The organism is Actinocrinis sp. (assembly GCF_035653575.1).
Lineage (GTDB): Bacteria > Actinomycetota > Actinomycetes > Streptomycetales > Catenulisporaceae > Actinocrinis.
On the sequence record NZ_DASRBQ010000171.1, the window covers coordinates 1 to 14,958 of the forward strand.

At 69.0% G+C, this 14,958-nt stretch carries 11 protein-coding genes; 3 read left to right on the top strand and 8 right to left on the bottom strand.

The window, feature by feature from the left end:
• Positions 1-222: 222 nt before the first annotated feature.
• From VFA06_RS23455 to VFA06_RS23465, 3 genes are read right to left on the bottom strand one after another with little or no spacing between them, the layout of a single operon-like run.
• The gene (locus VFA06_RS23455; protein WP_324842857.1) at positions 223-2,577 is read right to left on the bottom strand and encodes an ABC transporter transmembrane domain-containing protein; all 2,355 of its coding nucleotides are present in this window, start codon (positions 2,575-2,577) and stop codon (positions 223-225) included.
• Complete coding sequence (locus VFA06_RS23460) at positions 2,574-4,313, bottom strand: ABC transporter ATP-binding protein (RefSeq protein ID WP_324842858.1); 1,740 nt, start codon at positions 4,311-4,313, stop codon at positions 2,574-2,576. Before VFA06_RS23460 ends, VFA06_RS23455 begins: the two co-directional genes overlap by 4 nt.
• 54 nt (positions 4,314-4,367) lie before the next feature.
• A complete protein-coding gene (locus VFA06_RS23465; protein ID WP_324842859.1) occupies positions 4,368-5,189 on the bottom strand; it encodes a TetR family transcriptional regulator in 822 nt (273 codons plus the stop codon).
• Between the two features lie 846 nt (positions 5,190-6,035).
• On the opposite strand from VFA06_RS23465, the gene VFA06_RS23470 reads away from it, so the two are divergent.
• Positions 6,036-7,877 (top strand): SpoIIE family protein phosphatase, encoded by a 1,842-nt coding sequence (locus VFA06_RS23470; RefSeq protein ID WP_324842860.1) that lies wholly within the window; start codon positions 6,036-6,038, stop codon positions 7,875-7,877.
• Here the strand turns inward: VFA06_RS23470 and VFA06_RS23475 are convergent.
• Positions 7,864-9,342, bottom strand: a complete 1,479-nt coding sequence (locus VFA06_RS23475; RefSeq protein ID WP_324842861.1) for a GMC family oxidoreductase — start codon at positions 9,340-9,342, stop codon at positions 7,864-7,866. The genes VFA06_RS23470 and VFA06_RS23475 overlap by 14 nt on opposite strands.
• Before the next feature lie 286 nt (positions 9,343-9,628).
• Here VFA06_RS23475 and VFA06_RS23480 point away from each other — a divergent pair, with 286 nt between their 5' ends.
• Positions 9,629-10,525, top strand: coding sequence for a phytanoyl-CoA dioxygenase family protein (locus VFA06_RS23480; protein ID WP_324842862.1), 897 nt, complete (start codon positions 9,629-9,631; stop codon positions 10,523-10,525).
• Between the two features lie 83 nt (positions 10,526-10,608).
• On the opposite strand, the gene VFA06_RS23485 is transcribed toward VFA06_RS23480, so the two are convergent.
• Positions 10,609-12,126 carry a carbohydrate binding domain-containing protein gene (locus VFA06_RS23485; RefSeq protein ID WP_324842863.1) on the bottom strand — a complete coding sequence of 506 codons (1,518 nt, stop codon included), beginning with the start codon at positions 12,124-12,126 and terminating at the stop codon, positions 10,609-10,611.
• A 207-nt stretch (positions 12,127-12,333) separates the two neighbouring features.
• Here VFA06_RS23485 and VFA06_RS23490 point away from each other — a divergent pair, with 207 nt between their 5' ends.
• A complete protein-coding gene (locus VFA06_RS23490) occupies positions 12,334-12,681 on the top strand; it encodes a VOC family protein (protein ID WP_324842864.1) in 348 nt (115 codons plus the stop codon).
• Positions 12,682-12,831: 150 nt separating this feature from the next.
• Here the strand turns inward: VFA06_RS23490 and VFA06_RS23495 are convergent, their stop codons facing one another.
• The 3 genes from VFA06_RS23495 to VFA06_RS23505 form a co-directional block, all read right to left on the bottom strand.
• Positions 12,832-13,404, bottom strand: a complete 573-nt coding sequence (locus VFA06_RS23495) for a phosphatase PAP2 family protein (protein WP_324842865.1) — start codon at positions 13,402-13,404, stop codon at positions 12,832-12,834.
• On the bottom strand, positions 13,404-14,087 hold the full coding sequence (locus VFA06_RS23500; protein WP_349260318.1) for a DedA family protein: 684 nt from the start codon (positions 14,085-14,087) through the stop codon (positions 13,404-13,406). Before VFA06_RS23500 ends, VFA06_RS23495 begins: the two co-directional genes overlap by 1 nt.
• Positions 14,088-14,390: 303 nt before the next feature.
• Positions 14,391-14,958: M56 family metallopeptidase (locus VFA06_RS23505; protein WP_324842867.1), on the bottom strand; the 568-nt coding region annotated here is incomplete at its 5' end.

Consider the following 14,958-nt stretch of genomic DNA (forward strand, 5'->3'; position numbering starts at 1 on the left):
CGTCAGGAATTCGGCCGACGACAGCTCATCGTCCCGAAGTCGATCGGCGACAGCTGAACTGATTCGGCTGGCGGCCGTGGCCCGGCCGTGTCGTGTATCCGTAGCGGCTGCGGCCTCCTCGAAGTCGAGGAGGCCGCAGCCGATCCGTGCGCCGCCCCAGCTCGGCGCCGGAGTCGGATTCGCTTCTGTCAGCGGACGTCCGCGACCGCGAGTCCGCTCTTTTCAGTCGACCTCCGCCACGGCCTGTGCGAACTGCGCCGCGTAGAGCCGCGCGTATGCGCCGTCTATGGCCAGTAGTTCGTCGTGGGTGCCTTGCTCCACGATCTGGCCTGCCTCCATGACGAGGATCAGGTCGGCGTCGCGGATGGTGGAGAGGCGGTGCGCGATGACGAAGCTGGTGCGGCCCGCGCGCAGCTTGTTCATCGCTCGCTGGATCAGCACCTCGGTGCGGGTGTCGACTGAGCTGGTCGCTTCGTCGAGGATCAGGATCGCAGGCTCGGCGAGGAAAGCCCGCGCGATCGTGATCAGCTGCTTCTCGCCCGCACTGACGTTGCCGCCCTCGTCGTCGAGGACCGTGTCGTAGCCGTCCGGCAGCGTCCTGACGAAGCGGTCCACGTGGGTCGCCTTTGCGGCCTCGATGATCCGCTCCATTGACGGATTGTCCGCTCCGTAGGCGATGTTCTCAGCGATCGTGCCGCCGAACAGCCACGCGTCTTGCAGCACCATGCCGGTCTTCGAACGCAGGTCCTCCCGCGAGACCTCGGCGATGTCGATTCCGTCGAGGGTGATCCTGCCGCCGGTCACCTCGTAGAACCGCATCAGCAGGTTGACCAATGTGGTCTTACCCGCTCCGGTCGGGCCGACGATGGCGACCGTGTGGCCGGGCTCGACGCTCAGCGACAGGTCCTCGATCAGCGGCTTGTCCGGCTCGTAGCGGAACGATACGTGTTCGAAGCTCACCCGGCCGGTCACCTGCGCGGGCAGGCGCAGCGCGGTCGGCTCCGGGCTCTGCTCCTCGGCGTCGAGCAGCGCGAAGATGCGCTCGGCCGAGGCCACTCCGGACTGCATCAGGTTCGCCATGCTGGCCACCTGGGTCAACGGCTGGGTGAACTGGCGCGAGTACTGGATGAACGCCTGCACGTCGCCGATCGAGAGTGCCCCGGAAGCCACGCGCAGCGCGCCGACCACCGCGACCAGCACGTAGTTGATGTTCCCGATGAAGAACATCGCCGGCTGGATCAACCCGGAGACGAACTGCGCGCGGTAGCTGGACTGGAACAGTTCCTCGTTGTGCTCGCGGAAGCGCTCCTCGGCCTCGGCGCGACGGCCGAAGACCTTGACCAGCGAGTGCCCGGTGTACATCTCCTCGATGTGACCGTTGAGCTTGCCGGTGGTCGCCCACTGCTTGATGAACTGCGGCTGCGCCCGCTTGCCGAGCCGGGCCGCGATGAACACCGAGATCGGCACCGTGACCAGCGCGATCAGGGCGAGCAGCCACGAGATCGAGAACATCATGCTCAGCACGCCCACGATGGTCAGCAGCGAGATGATCACCTGGCTGAGCGTCTGCTGCATGCTCTGCGCGATGTTGTCGATGTCGTTGGTGACCCGGCTGAGCACCTCGCCGCGCGGCTGGCGGTCGAAGTAGCTCAGCGGCAGCCGGGCGAGCTTCGCCTCGGCCTGCTCGCGCAGCCGGTAGATCGCGCGCTGCACGATCGTGGTGGTCAGCCGGCCCTGCAGCCACATCAGCAGCGAGGCGCCGATGTAGATCAGCGCGACGACGCCGAGCACCTGACCCACGTGCGTGAAGTCGATGCCCCTGCCAGGGGTCAAGCTCAGCGAGTTGATCAGGTCGGCCAGGTTGTTCTGGCCCTGCGCGCGCAGCCGGGCGACCGTTTGCGCCTGGGTGACGCCGGGCGGGATCTGCTTGCTGATGACGCCCGCGAAGATCAGGTCGGTCGCGTGGCCTAGCACCTTCGGGCCGAGCACGCTGAGCCCGACCGAGAAGACTCCGACCAGCAGGCCGAGCACGATCAGCGCTCGTTCGGGCCGCATGGTGCGCAGCAGGCGCAGGCCGGAGTTCTTGAAGTCGAGCGACTTCTCGGTGGACCGGCCGGCCATGAACGCCGCGGGTCCGCCGCGGAATCCGCCGGGGGCGGGGCCGGGGCCGCGCTTAGGTACGGCGCGTTCGCCGACGCCTGCGGCCGCGCCAGAGCTGCTGGGGCCACCTAGACCGTTTGCGCCGCCGGGACTGTTGGCACCGCCGGGACTGTTCGCACCGACTGAGCCGTTGACTGGCCCTGACGTGCCGGAGCCGTTGGCGCCCGGACGGTCCGCTCCGGCTGAGCCGTTGACTGGCCCAGGCCCGCTCGCACCGGTCACCGGACGAGCGTCGGTGATGCCGGAACCCTCGGAACCCGTTGGCGCGCTTGAGCCGTTGGCCGAGGCCGAACCCGCCGTGTCGCCGAGGCCGTTGGGGCCGCCCGGACCTCCGGGGCCGGTCCCGTTTGCGCCGCCCCCGGCGTTGCGGCCCTCATTCTCGCCGCCTCCGGCGACGTTCCCCGTTTGGCCGCTCACGCCGCTGCCTCCTGCTCGGTCAGCTGGGAGAGCACGATCTCCCGGTACGTTCCGTCCACGTCCTGCATCAATTCCTGGTGGGTGCCGACGCCGACCACGCGGCCGTTGTCGAGCACGATGATCCGGTCCGCGTGCCGGATGGTGTTGACCCGCTGCGCCACGATCACCACGGTCGCGTCCGCGGTCTCCCGGGCCAGCGCTCTGCGCAACGCGGCGTCCGTGGCGTAGTCGAGCGCTGAGAACGAGTCGTCGAACAGGTAGATGTCCGGGCGGCGCACCAGGGCGCGGGCGATCGCGAGACGCTGGCGCTGACCGCCGGAGACGTTCGTGCCGCCCTGGGCGATCGGCGCGTCCAAGCCCTCCGGCATCGCCTCGACGAAGTCCCTGGCCTGCGCGACCTCCAGCGCGTGCCAGAGCTCTTCGTCGGTCGCCTCCGGCTTTCCGTAGCGCAGGTTCGAGGCCACCGTTCCGCTGAACAAGTACGGCTTCTGCGGTACGAGCGCGACCGCCTCCGCCAGTGCGGTGGCGTCCAGATCCCGAACGTCGATCCCGTCGACGCGCACCGTGCCCCCGGTCGCGTCGAACAACCGCGGGATGAGGTTGAGCAGCGTGGTCTTCCCGCTTCCGGTACCGCCGATGACCGCGGTGATCTCGCCGGGCCTGGCCGCCAGGTCGATGCCCTTGAGCACCGGCTCCTCGGCGCCCGGATAGCGGAATTCGACATCGCGCAGTTCCAGATAGCCGCGCCGGTCGCCGATCGGGACCGGGCTGCCGGCCAGCACCACGCTGCTGTCGGTCCCCAGCACTTCGTTGATGCGCTCCGCGGAGACCTCGGCGCGCGGCACCATCATGAACATGAAGGTGGCCATCATCACCGACATGAGGATCTGCATCAGGTAGCTGAGGAACGCGGTCAGCGCGCCGATCTGCATGCCGCCGCTGGCGATCCGGTGTCCGCCGAACCACATCACGGCCACGCTGGAGAGGTTCATCACCAGCATCACGGTCGGGAACATCATCGACATCAGCCGGCCGACGCCGAGCGAGACGTCGCGCAGTTCGGTGTTGGCGCCGTCAAAGCGGCTGCGCTCGGCGGTGTCGCGAACGAAGGCGCGCACCACGCGGATACCGCTGATCTGCTCGCGCAGAATGCGGTTCACGCTGTCGATCCGGGTCTGCATGGACCGGAACAGCGGCCGCATCCGGGAGATGATCAGCGAGACCGCGATCGCCAGCACCGGGACGATGACCAGCAGCAGCGCGGACAGCGGGACGTCCTGATTCAGTGCCATGATGATCCCGCCGACGCACATGATCGGCGCGGTGACCATCAGGGTGAACGACATCAGGGTGAGCATCTGGACCTGCTGCACGTCGTTGGTGGTGCGGGTGATCAGCGACGGCGCGCCGAACCTGCCCACCTCGCGGGCGGAGAAGTCCTGTACCCGAGTGAACACGGCGGCGCGCAGGTCGCGGCCGACGGCCATCGCGGTGCGGGCGCTGAAATACACCGCGCCGATCGAGCAGCAGATCTGGCCGAGGGAGATGGCGAGCATGACGCCGCCCGCGGTCATGATGTAGCCGGTGTCCCCCTTGACCACGCCGTTGTCGATGATGTCGGCGTTCAACGTGGGCAGGTAGAGCGTGGCGATCGTCGACGCGAGCTGAAGCACGACGATCAGCGCCAGTGGCCTTCCGTACGGGCGCAGGAAGGCGCGCAGAATTTTGATCAGCACACGGACACTCTCAGTTCGTGGCGGGCACGGCGGCGGCCGCTCCCGGTGGGATGGTCAGGCTGCTCGGCCACTCATGGTGGCCTGCTCCGCTGACGCGCCGCTGACAGGACTGACAGCGTTCGGCTGAGGTCCCGAGGCGGGGTCGGCGGAGGAAGTCTCGACGGGAGCGGCACGCTCCGGGGCAGAAGCCTGCGGCGGAGCGGACAGTACGCGCAACTGATTAAGCGCGTCGGACAGCAGGAGGTGGTACGGCTGCGACTGCTCGTTGCGCAGCCACTGTTGGAGGGCGGCGCGCAGAGCGCCGAACACCGCCGCGGCGGCGACCTGCGGCAACAGGTGCCCCGGTTCCGTTCCGGTGCGTTCGGCGATCGCCTCGATCAGGGGCGCCTCGGTCTCGGCGGCGGTGCGCAGAAACTCGGCGCGCAGTGATGGATTGCAATGGATCATCAGGAACTCGGCGCGGTTCGGTTCGCGCGGGTTCTCGCTCACCGTGTTGATGATCGCGTCGAGCAGGGCCTCCTCGGCCGGTCGGGCACGTACCGCGGCGGCGAGCCGCTGCATATGGCCGACGCGAGCGGCGCAGATCGCCGCCTCCCGGCTGGGGAAGTAGTTGTTGAAGGTACGCGGCGACACACCGGCGGCCTCGGCGATGTCCTCCACTCGCAGGTTGTCGAAGCCACGTTCGAGCGCCAACCGCATGGCGGCGGCCGTCAGCGCCTCTCGGGTCGCCAACTTCTTGCGCTCGCGCAACCCCGGTTTCGCATCCCCGTGCCAGCGTGGCGACTTAGCTCGGGACCGCTCCGGCGGACCGACGCCCGAGCCCCCCTGTGGTTCGTTCATGTTTTCGACGATAGCCGAAACTTGCGTGCCGCGCAATAATTCCCGCCGCGCAAGTTCAGCGCGAGCTTGCCGAGCCCGCGCGACGCGTGGCGACGAGTACCGCCGGGATGACTGCGACCAGCAGCAGGATGAGCAAGAGCGGCAGGTGGCGGCGCAGGTGACGTGCCATCAACGGCAGCAGTCCACGAGACTTCTTGGTGGCGGCGGGAGGAGGAAGCGGGGCGATGGCAGCGGACGGGATCGTGGTGGATGACGAGGCGGCGAAGGGCCTGACGCGACTGACTGGGATAGCGGGGAGAGCGGTCGGTGGAGTGGTGCGGGGAGTAGGAGCCGGGGAGGTCGGGCTGGCCGGAGTGGGTACGGTGCGGCTTGGCGAGGCGCTCGGAGACGAGGGTGGTGCGCTCGGAACGGGGAGAGAGCTGGCGACGCAGGCGAAGCTGCCGCCGCCACGGCCCCCATTGCCACCGTCGCCGCCCTCTGCACGACCTGTACTGCGTGCGCTTTCTGCACTGCGGAGCTGATTGAGGGCGAGAAGCGTGGTTTCAGCGGGTCTGGACCCGACAGACACCACACGAAGCGTGCCCGAGTATTCGGTCCCGGCAGCAGCCGGGCCGGCCGCGAGAATCCCCGGGACGATGCTCGCCGCGCAGGCTGCTCCCGCCCTGACCACGAAGCTCTTGCTCACGGTCAGTTCAACCGGAGGGACGCGCGCTAAGGGACTGAACCCTGCGTCGACTTCACCCGTTCGGGTCAGTGACAGGGGACTCACCAGGGGTCAACACTCGCTCCCTCACGCATCCAGGTTGAGCTGAATCATCCGATATGTCAGTCTCAGAATCACATCGCACTGTGCTGTGTCTCGATGACCCAGGAGGGCCGGCCGTGCAGGTCGCGCAGCCGACAGAGGGCCCGGTGCTCAGCCACGACCGGGCGCGCGAGCTGGTCAACGGATTGCTGGCCGGCGGGGTCGGCGCGGCGGCGCTGCTGCCGTCCGTCCTCGACGACTACCGGGTCACGCGCGCCATCCTCGACGGCTCGGGGGCCGGGATCGGCGTCCTCGATCCGAACCTGCGCTACCTCTATGTAAACGAGGCGCTGGCCACGCTCAACGGCGTTCCGGCCGCCGAGCACCTCGGCAAGCGCGTGCCGGAAGTGCTGCCCGACCTGGACTACGAGCCGATGGAGAAGGTGCTGCGGCACGTGCTGGCCAGCGGCCGGCCGCAGTTCGCCACCGCCACCGGCCGCACTCCGGCCGATCCGGCCGGCGAGACCCGCTGGTGGATCAACGCCTACCACCGGCTCGAGGACTCGGCGGGCGCCGTGCTCGGCCTGGTCGCCGTCGTCATCGAGGTGACCGAGACCTACCGGGTGCGGCAGTTGCTCGACACGGCCCGCACCCGGCTCGCGCTGCTCGACGAGGCGGCCACCCGGATCGGCACCACCCTCGACGTCGAACACACCTGCAAGGAGCTGGCCAGGCTGTTCGTGCCCAGGCTGGCCGACATCGCGGCGGTGGACGTGCTCGACGTGGACGGCGCGCCGGGAGTGCTGCCGGCCCGCGGCGCGCTGCGGCTGCGCAGGGTCGCGATGACCACGACGCCCCGGCTCGGAAAAGCGGCGAAGTACTTCGGCGCGGCCGGGACCGTGATCGCGCCGCAGGCCTCGTCCGCGGTCGCACGCTGTCTTACCGAGCAACGCCCGGTGATCTCCAACGTGCCGAGCGACACCGAGCTGGCCGCTGACGCTCCTGACGCGGACCGTGTCGCGCTGTACCGCAAGCTCGATATGCATTCCGCCATCTGCGTACCGCTTACCGCACGCCGCGACCTGGTCGGTGCGGTGATCCTCATCCGCGCCGGCGAGTCATCAGAGTTCTCGCAGGAAGACGTGGACTTGGTCTCCGATCTGGCCCGCCGCGCCGCAACCAGCATCAACCACGCCAAGCGTTACGCCCACGAACACCAGACCGCGCTGGTCATGCAGCAAGCCCTGCTCGCCCGGCCGCGTACCCCGCACCCGGATGTGCAGTGCGCCAGCCGATATCTACCAACCGGTGCGGACATCGAGATCGGCGGCGACTGGTACGACACCGTCGCGCTCCCCGGTGGGAAAACTCTGCTGGTCGTCGGCGACGTCATGGGCCACGGATTCGAGGCGGCGGCCGCGATGAGCGAATTCCGCTCGCTGGTGCGCACCCTGGCCCTGCAGAGCGACGCGCCCGACCGGATCCTGACCGAGGCGGAGCGGATAGCCGACGCGCTCTCCTTCGACCGGGCCGCGACCTGCGTCGTCGCCGTCGTCGATCCGGCGCGGCGCACGTGCAGCTTCGCGAACGCCGGGCACATGCCGCCGCTGCTGATCCAGCCGGACGGAAGCAGCACGCTGGTGGAGTTGCCGGTCGATCCGCCGCTCGGCGTCGGCACGGTTCTCGGCGGACGCACCGACTACCGCTGCTCGACCATCGACTTCCAGCCCGGCGCGACCCTGCTCTTCTACACGGACGGGCTGGTCGAGCGGCGCGGCAAGGACATCTACGAGTGCATCAGCGCGCTGACCAACCTCGACCTCGATCCGCAGCGCCCGCTGGAGATGTTGCTCGACACGGTGCTCAGCCGCTTTCTCCCGCACGGCGCGGAGGACGACGTCGCGGTGCTCGCCGCCCGGCTGCTGCCCTCCGCCGAGCAGGAAGCCGCCTCGGCGCCGCAGCTCGCTACCCGGAGCTGAGCCGCGCCGCGATCCGTTCGGCGATCATCAAGGTCGTGAGATGGACGTTCGCCGCGGGGATCACCGGCATGATCGAGGCGTCCGCGACGGTGAGCGCATCCATGCCGTGTACCGCGCCGTTCGCGTCCACGACCGCGCCGGCTGCCAGACTCGGCCCCATCGCGCAGGTGCCGACCGCGTGGTGATACGTCCAGACCGCTGCCTTAACCGCGTTCGCGAGTTCGGCATCGTCTTCGACGCCTGCTCCGGCCCACTGCTCGGGGCCTGATGCGAGGGCGGCGAGCGGCTTGTGCGTACCGATGCGGCGCGCCGAGCGCACGCCCTCGATCATGCGCGCCAGGTCCAGCGGGTCTTTCAGCAGATTGAGCCGGATGCGCGGAGCCGCAGCCGGATCGGCCGACGCGAGCTTGACGGTGCCGCGCGATCGCGGCGTCATCACAGCGGCGGAAACCCAGAACAGCTGCGGTGTCCCGGCGGGGACGTGCTGCATGTCGTGGTCGGCCTCTTCGTCGCTGCCGCTGCGCCAGGTCGCCACGACCTGGAAACGCGGGCCGTCCGGCTGCGTTTGCGCGAGCGGCCAGATGACTGAGACGCCAGGGTGCTCCTGAAGATTCGCGCCGACTCCCGGCAGATCGACGCGCACGTCGATACCCAGCGCGCGCAACTCGTCCGCGGGTCCGACTCCGGAGCGCAGCAGCACCGCCGGAGAGCCGTACGTTCCGGCGGCCAGCACCACGCGATCCGCGCGCACGATGCGGCCGTCCGCGAGCAGTACGCCAACGGCCCGGCCTTCGTGTATGAGGACTCTGTCGACTAGGGCGTCAGCCAGCAGCACCAGGTTCTGCCGGTACCGCGCCTGCGCGAGGTACGTCATCGCCGCGCTCATCCGCACGCCGCCGATCGCATTGACGGGAGCGTGTCCTAGTCCGGTGGTTCCTGGCCGGTTGTGGTCGGCAACCTCGGGGAATCCTGCCTGCACCGCCGCTTCGTACGCCGCCGCGTTGACTGAAGTCAGCTCCTTGGTGCGGTAACGGCGAATTGGTAAGGGACCGCCCTGTCCGTGCCAGCGGTCGGCGAAGTCGTGGTCGTCTTCGAGCTTGCGGAATGCAGGCAGCACTTCGGCATACGACCAACCCGGATTGCCGCGCGCCGCCCAGCCGTCGAAATCCCGTACGGTGCCGCGTAACGCGATGGTCCCGTTGGTGGCCGAGCAGCCGCCGACGACGCGCGCGCGGGCGACCGGCGCGCCGGTGGCCTCGTCGAGGTAGGACCAGTCGTGACTGCCCGCAGAGCGCCATCCGTCCCGCAGATCCTCGGGAAGCTGTTCGAGCGTCGGGTAATCCGGCCCGGCCTCTAACAGCACCACCCGACGCGCAGGATCTTCGCTCAGCCGCGCGGCCAGCACGCATCCCGCCGCTCCGGCCCCGATGACCGCGATGTCCGTTTCGTGTACGACGTCGTACATTCTCGGCCCTCCTGTGCTCAGGAGAGCAAAGGAGCGCGGGAGCACACAAGGGCGCTTGGATGCCCTGCAATCAGCCCCGCGCAAACTCATGTTCTTGACGCCGATTCCGAAAGCCGACCTGAAGCGTCTTCTTAGACAACGGGCGGCGCATTCTTCACACAAGACTGCGAGACTCCCGCTCTGACAGGCCATAACGCGACGTGACCGCCTTCCGGGAGGGATCCGGGCGCCGCGTCCGTGATGACGAGGAGCTGGCCTAGCCGGCGGCACAAGTGGAGGGGGCCCGATGACGGCCGACACTCAGGCGGCGGCAGTCACGCCGATGAGCAAGGAACAGCGCGCGCAGTTCGAGGAGGAGGGCTACCTGGTCGTCCGGGGAGCGCTCAGCGAATCCGAGGTCGCCTACTACGAGCAGGCCATCGATCGCGTATACGCGGCGGAGCGGGATGCCGGCCGGCTTTCCGCCGAGGGCTCGATGCACAAGCTGAGCGCCGTGGCCAGCTGCCCGGAGGCGGTCGGCCTGATCGATCACCCGAACACCTTTCCGTTGGTCTGGTCGGTGCTCGGCTGGAACGTGCACATCTATCACTCGCACCTGGACGTGCACCCGCCGATCCGGATCGAGAAGCCGTACCGCTTCGAGTGGCACCAGGACGGCGGCCGGCAGAACCGGGAGCTGGAGACCGACCCGCGGCCCCGGCTCTCGGTGAAGATCGCCTACTGGCTCTCCGACGTCTCCGAGCCCGGGCGCGGCAATTTCAAGGTGGTGCCGGCTAGCCACGTGCGCAATTGGATCGACGGTCCGCCGCGCCGCGACATCGAGTGGCCCGAGCCCGCGGGCGCGGTCGAGGTGTGCGCGAATCCCGGCGACGCGGTGTTCTTCGACCGGCGGCTCTGGCACACCCGCACGAACAACTTCTCGGAGATCACCCGCAAGGGCATATTCTTCGCCTACTCGCACCGCTGGTCGTACGGCCGGGACGAGAACGACGCGCTGCACGCGTCGCCCGAGTTCGCGACCTTCAACCCGATCCAGCGCCAGCTGCTGTGCGCCGACCTGGCCGGCCCGGACCAGGTGCCGGGCGACCACCAGTGGGGACACTACCCGGAGAGCACTCCGCTGCACGGGTTCCTGAAGAGCAACGATCTGCTCGACCCCACCTACCCACCGCTTAAGCCCTGAGGTGATTCAGGGAACGCCGCGACTCCGGGCTGCCCCACGCTGCCCGGAGTCGCGTTGTACGTTGCGGTCTGCCGCGCCGAAGCTCAGCCGGTGAAGGCATGGAAGATCGAGGTGAACTGGAACGGGGACTGCGATATGCCGCTGCAGGTCGGCGAGACGCCGCCGGAGCAGCCGCCGTTGTCGCGGCCCTCGGACCAGAACGCGAGCCGGCCGATGTGGTGGGCCTGCGCCCAGGACAGCAGCTGCTGCGCGTCGGCGATGGTGAAGACCGGGCCGGTGTCGTTGTCGCCGATCATCGGCGTCACCCCGAGCATCGCGTAGAGCTGCGACGAGCTGAGGCTCGGCCAGATCTGCGCCATCTGACCCTCCGTGGACTGCGCGGCCTCGATGACCGAGGTGCCCCAGTCACCGTCGGGCGCGAAGTCCATGGTCATCGGGTTGACGATGCCCACGTTCACGCCGTGCGAGACCGCGTTCTGCAGCACCTGGACGCCGAGGATCGGGGTGATTCCGTAGGTCGCCGCCTGCACTTCGAGGGTGTAGCTGACCACGGTGCCCGGCCGGTCGCGCTGGACCTGCGCGATGGCGGTGTTGACCATGTCGGTGTTGGTGGCGGCCTCGACGTCGAAGTCGATGTGCGTGACCTTCAGGGTGTCGATGACCTTCTCGTAGGCGGCGGCCAGCTGCGCGGCGCTGGTGCACGTGGTCTCCAGGTACGGGCCCTGCGCTCCGCCGAAGGACACCGCGACGTCGCCGCCGAGCGCCCGCAGGTCGTTGATCTCGCCGAGGATCCGCGAGTCGGTGAGCGGGATCGTGCCGCCCCAGGACGGGTCGCAGGCCGAGCTGTCGCCGAGGACGAAGGCCAGGGTGAAGGTCTTCTGGCCGGTGGCCTGCTCGATCTGGGCGAGGGTCGGGGTGGCCATGGTGATGTCGAGGTACGGCGCCACGCGCCAGTTCTCGTTGGGCGGCGGGGAGACGGTCCCGGTCGGGCTCGCGGACGGGCTGCTCGACGGTGAAGAGGAGGGTGACTTGGACGGTGACGGCGACGGGCTCGGACTGTGCGACGGACTGGCCGAAGGGGACGAGGACGGCGTCGGTCCGGAGGGCCCGGTCAGTGCGAGGTCATCTGCGTAGTAGGTGGGCTGTGCGTACCAGCCGTGCACGAACACTTGCACGGAAGTCTGCGAGGCGCCGGTGGTGAAGGACACCGACAGATTCGTGTAGCTCGATGCGGACGGCGTCCACGTGCTCGCACCGCCGGAGACGCCGATGTACACGTACGAACCCTGTACATAACCCGAGAGGGTGTACGCGGTATTCGGCTGGACAGACACGGTCTGCGTACATTGCGCGTCCGCGGAACTGTTGGGCGTGCCGGCTAAGGCGTGCGAACCGGAATGCACAGGGCTGCCGACGACCGCCGCGGTGCCGGAGTCACAGGTCCATCCGGACAGATCGCCGGTCTCGAAGCCGGCGTTGGTCAGCAGGTTGGTGGCGGCGGCGGTCGCGGGCGTGGCAAGGGCGACGGCAGTGGCGAGACCGGTGCTCATCAGCGCTGTGATGCCGATGGCGGTCACAAGTCGTTTGCGGCGCGGCGTCATGGACTCTCCAGGCAGGCAGCCGCGACGACGCCGCTTCGCGGGGGGAAACAGGTGACAGCAAGCAGATTGGACTAGACCACAGGAGGTGTCAAGGACGGCCGGCGCCCATCGGTCAGGATTCGAGAAGCGGACGCGCGGGACCCGGATTTACGGTGAATACACGCCGGCGGGACGTAAACGGACGAAGAGTCAATCAGGGAGATCACCGTGAGCAAGGGCATTCAGACGATCCTTTTCCCGGTCGACGACATGCAGCGGGCGAAGGCGCAGTTCAACAAGCTGCTGGACGCGGAGCCGATCGCCGACGCGCCGTACTACATCGGATACAAGGTGGCCGGCCAGGACATCGGGCTGGTCCCGAAGGCCAACGCCAAGCACATGACCGGGCCGCTGCCGTACGTGCACGTGGACGACATCAAGGCGAGCCTGGCCGTGCTGCTCGAGGCAGGGGCGCAGACTCTCGAGGAGGTCAAGGACGTCGGCGGCGGCCGGCTGGTCGCCAGCGTGCGCGACTGCGACGGCAACCCGATCGGGATCCTGCAGGACGCCGGCTGACCCGGCCGGTAAGGGAAAAGAGAAGATCGGCGCCCCGTGCCCGGAGGGGATCAATAGGGCACGGAGCGCCGACCGGTTTCGCCGCTGCCGGCAAGGGGCGTGGTCGGCGGCGACGTCTTGGGGGCCCAGGCGAGACTTTCCCAAAAGGGCCTAGTGGGCCTGGGATTCGCGGCGGGCTAACCAGTGCACGGTCAGCGGGCTGAGCACTCGGGCCACCGCCGCCGTGACGACCGCGCCGAGCAGCAGCCCGACCACCACGTCGTGCGGGTAGTGCTCGCCGAGGTACACCCGCGAGAAGCCCTCGATCAACGCGAGGACTAGGCCGACTACGCCGAGCCGCCGGCTGAAGAAGAACAGCGCGGCGACGAGGGCGCCGGCCAGCGCGGTGTGGTTGGACGGGAACGCGTAGTCGGTCGGGCCGGGACAGGCCACCACGGTGTAGGCCTGAGGCAGGCTCAGGCACGGCCGCCGCTCATGCACTAGCGCTTTGACCAGCTCATTCGCGCCGATCGCCACGGCGACACCCACCGCGACCGCGCCGAGTCTGACCAGCGGGTTGTTCGTCTCGTGGCGGCTGCGCCACCAGGCCCAGAGCACCAGCAGTATCAGCACCCCGAGACTGAGGGTCGTGTAGACGTTCATCGCGCCGGCGAGCCAGTGGCTGTTCTTGGCCCAGTCGGTGACGTCCAGGTACCAACTTCCGTCGATGCCCGCGCCGCTCATCAGCAGTCCTCCGATGCGGCGCGACGGGCTTGGGCGGCGGAGGCGGTCGCGGCAGGCGGTTGCGGCCGGTCCGCGCGACTGTTTCGACGGCGGCGCAGCAGCTCGACGGCGAGCGGGCTGAGCGAGACGACCACGATGAGGGCGATGATCGGCAGCAGGTACTTGTCGATGCTCGGGATGCTCGAACCGAGGCCGTAGCCGGCGAGCGTCACGCCGATCGACCACACCAGGCCGCCGGCGACCTGCCACAGCGTGAAGATCCGGGCCGGCACCTCCAGCGCGCCCGCCACCGGGTTGAGCACCGTACGCACGACCGGGATGAACCGAGCGAGCACGATCGCCTTGCCGTATCCGTAGCGTTCCAGGATCTCCTCGGCGCGCAGGACCCCGTCGCGCAGGTGGCGGTTCTTGGTCCGCGCGAGCAGCACGCGCCCGCCGCGCTGCCCCAGCCAGAAGCCGGTCTGCGCGCCGAGCAGCGCTCCGGCCGCCGCCGCGACCAGCACGGCCGGCAGGGAGAGGTGCACCGCGTGCGCTCCCGCGGTGCATAGCAGGCCGGCGGTGAACAGCAGCGAGTCGCCGGGCAGGAAGAATCCGATGAGCAGGCCGGTCTCGGCGAAGAGCACCAGGAAGACGCCGAGGGCGCCGAGGCTGGAGAGCCACGAGGTCGAGTCCAGCGGGTTCAAGGCCAGGACGTGGCCCCCGGTCCCAGCGGCGTGCGACACGGCGTGTGTCGCGAGGGTGAGCAGAGCGGGGTTCGGCACGACCTCTTCCTTACCGTCCGGACGCGCATCATCTACAAAGATGTAGAACTTCTACTTGAGTGTAGATGATCGAGCCGCTCGGTGTTCACCGATACGGCACCTGGACTGTCAGGGTTCCGTCACAGAGGCGATCGGCGCGTCAGGGAGCAAGGCGTGCCCGTGGATCGGGCTGTGCCAGGGATTGAGCAGCGTCTGTGTTTGGGCAGAGTCAGTAATTGAGCAGAGTCAGTGATGCGGCGCGTAGCTCGCCGCCTCAAGGAGTTCATGCAGATCGTGCGCGGCGTCGAGGGTGCAGAACCCGGCGATGATCGCGATCCCCGCGACTGCGGCCTGCAGCATCCAGCGGCGGCCCGGCGGCGGCGCGAGCAATGCGGCGACGCGACGCGGAACCGGTCCTGCTGCGCGCATCGCGGAGCTCTTCGAGTGTCGGGGCGCGAGGCGACCGCCGCCGAGCCGTTCGAACACGGCGCCGAGTGCGACGGCCGGCGACCTGCGCGGCCTGCCGTGCTTGGCCGCGACCGCCGCGCGCGCGATCGTCTCCGCGACCAGCCGCCGGTCGCCTACCGCCAGCGCCGCGTGTTCGTCGGCCCAGCGCTCGACCGTGAACTCCACCGCGTCCGCGAGCGGCCGCAGCAGCGGGTTCGCGGCCGCGGCGAGCCGCGCGACGCCGGTGAAGGCGTAGTGCCGGCCGGCGAGGTGCGCGCGTTCGTGGGCGAGCAGCGCGGTCCGGCCGGCGTCGTCGAGCGTCTCCAGCATTCCAGCCGAAACGACGATGCGGCCTGGGCGGCCGGGC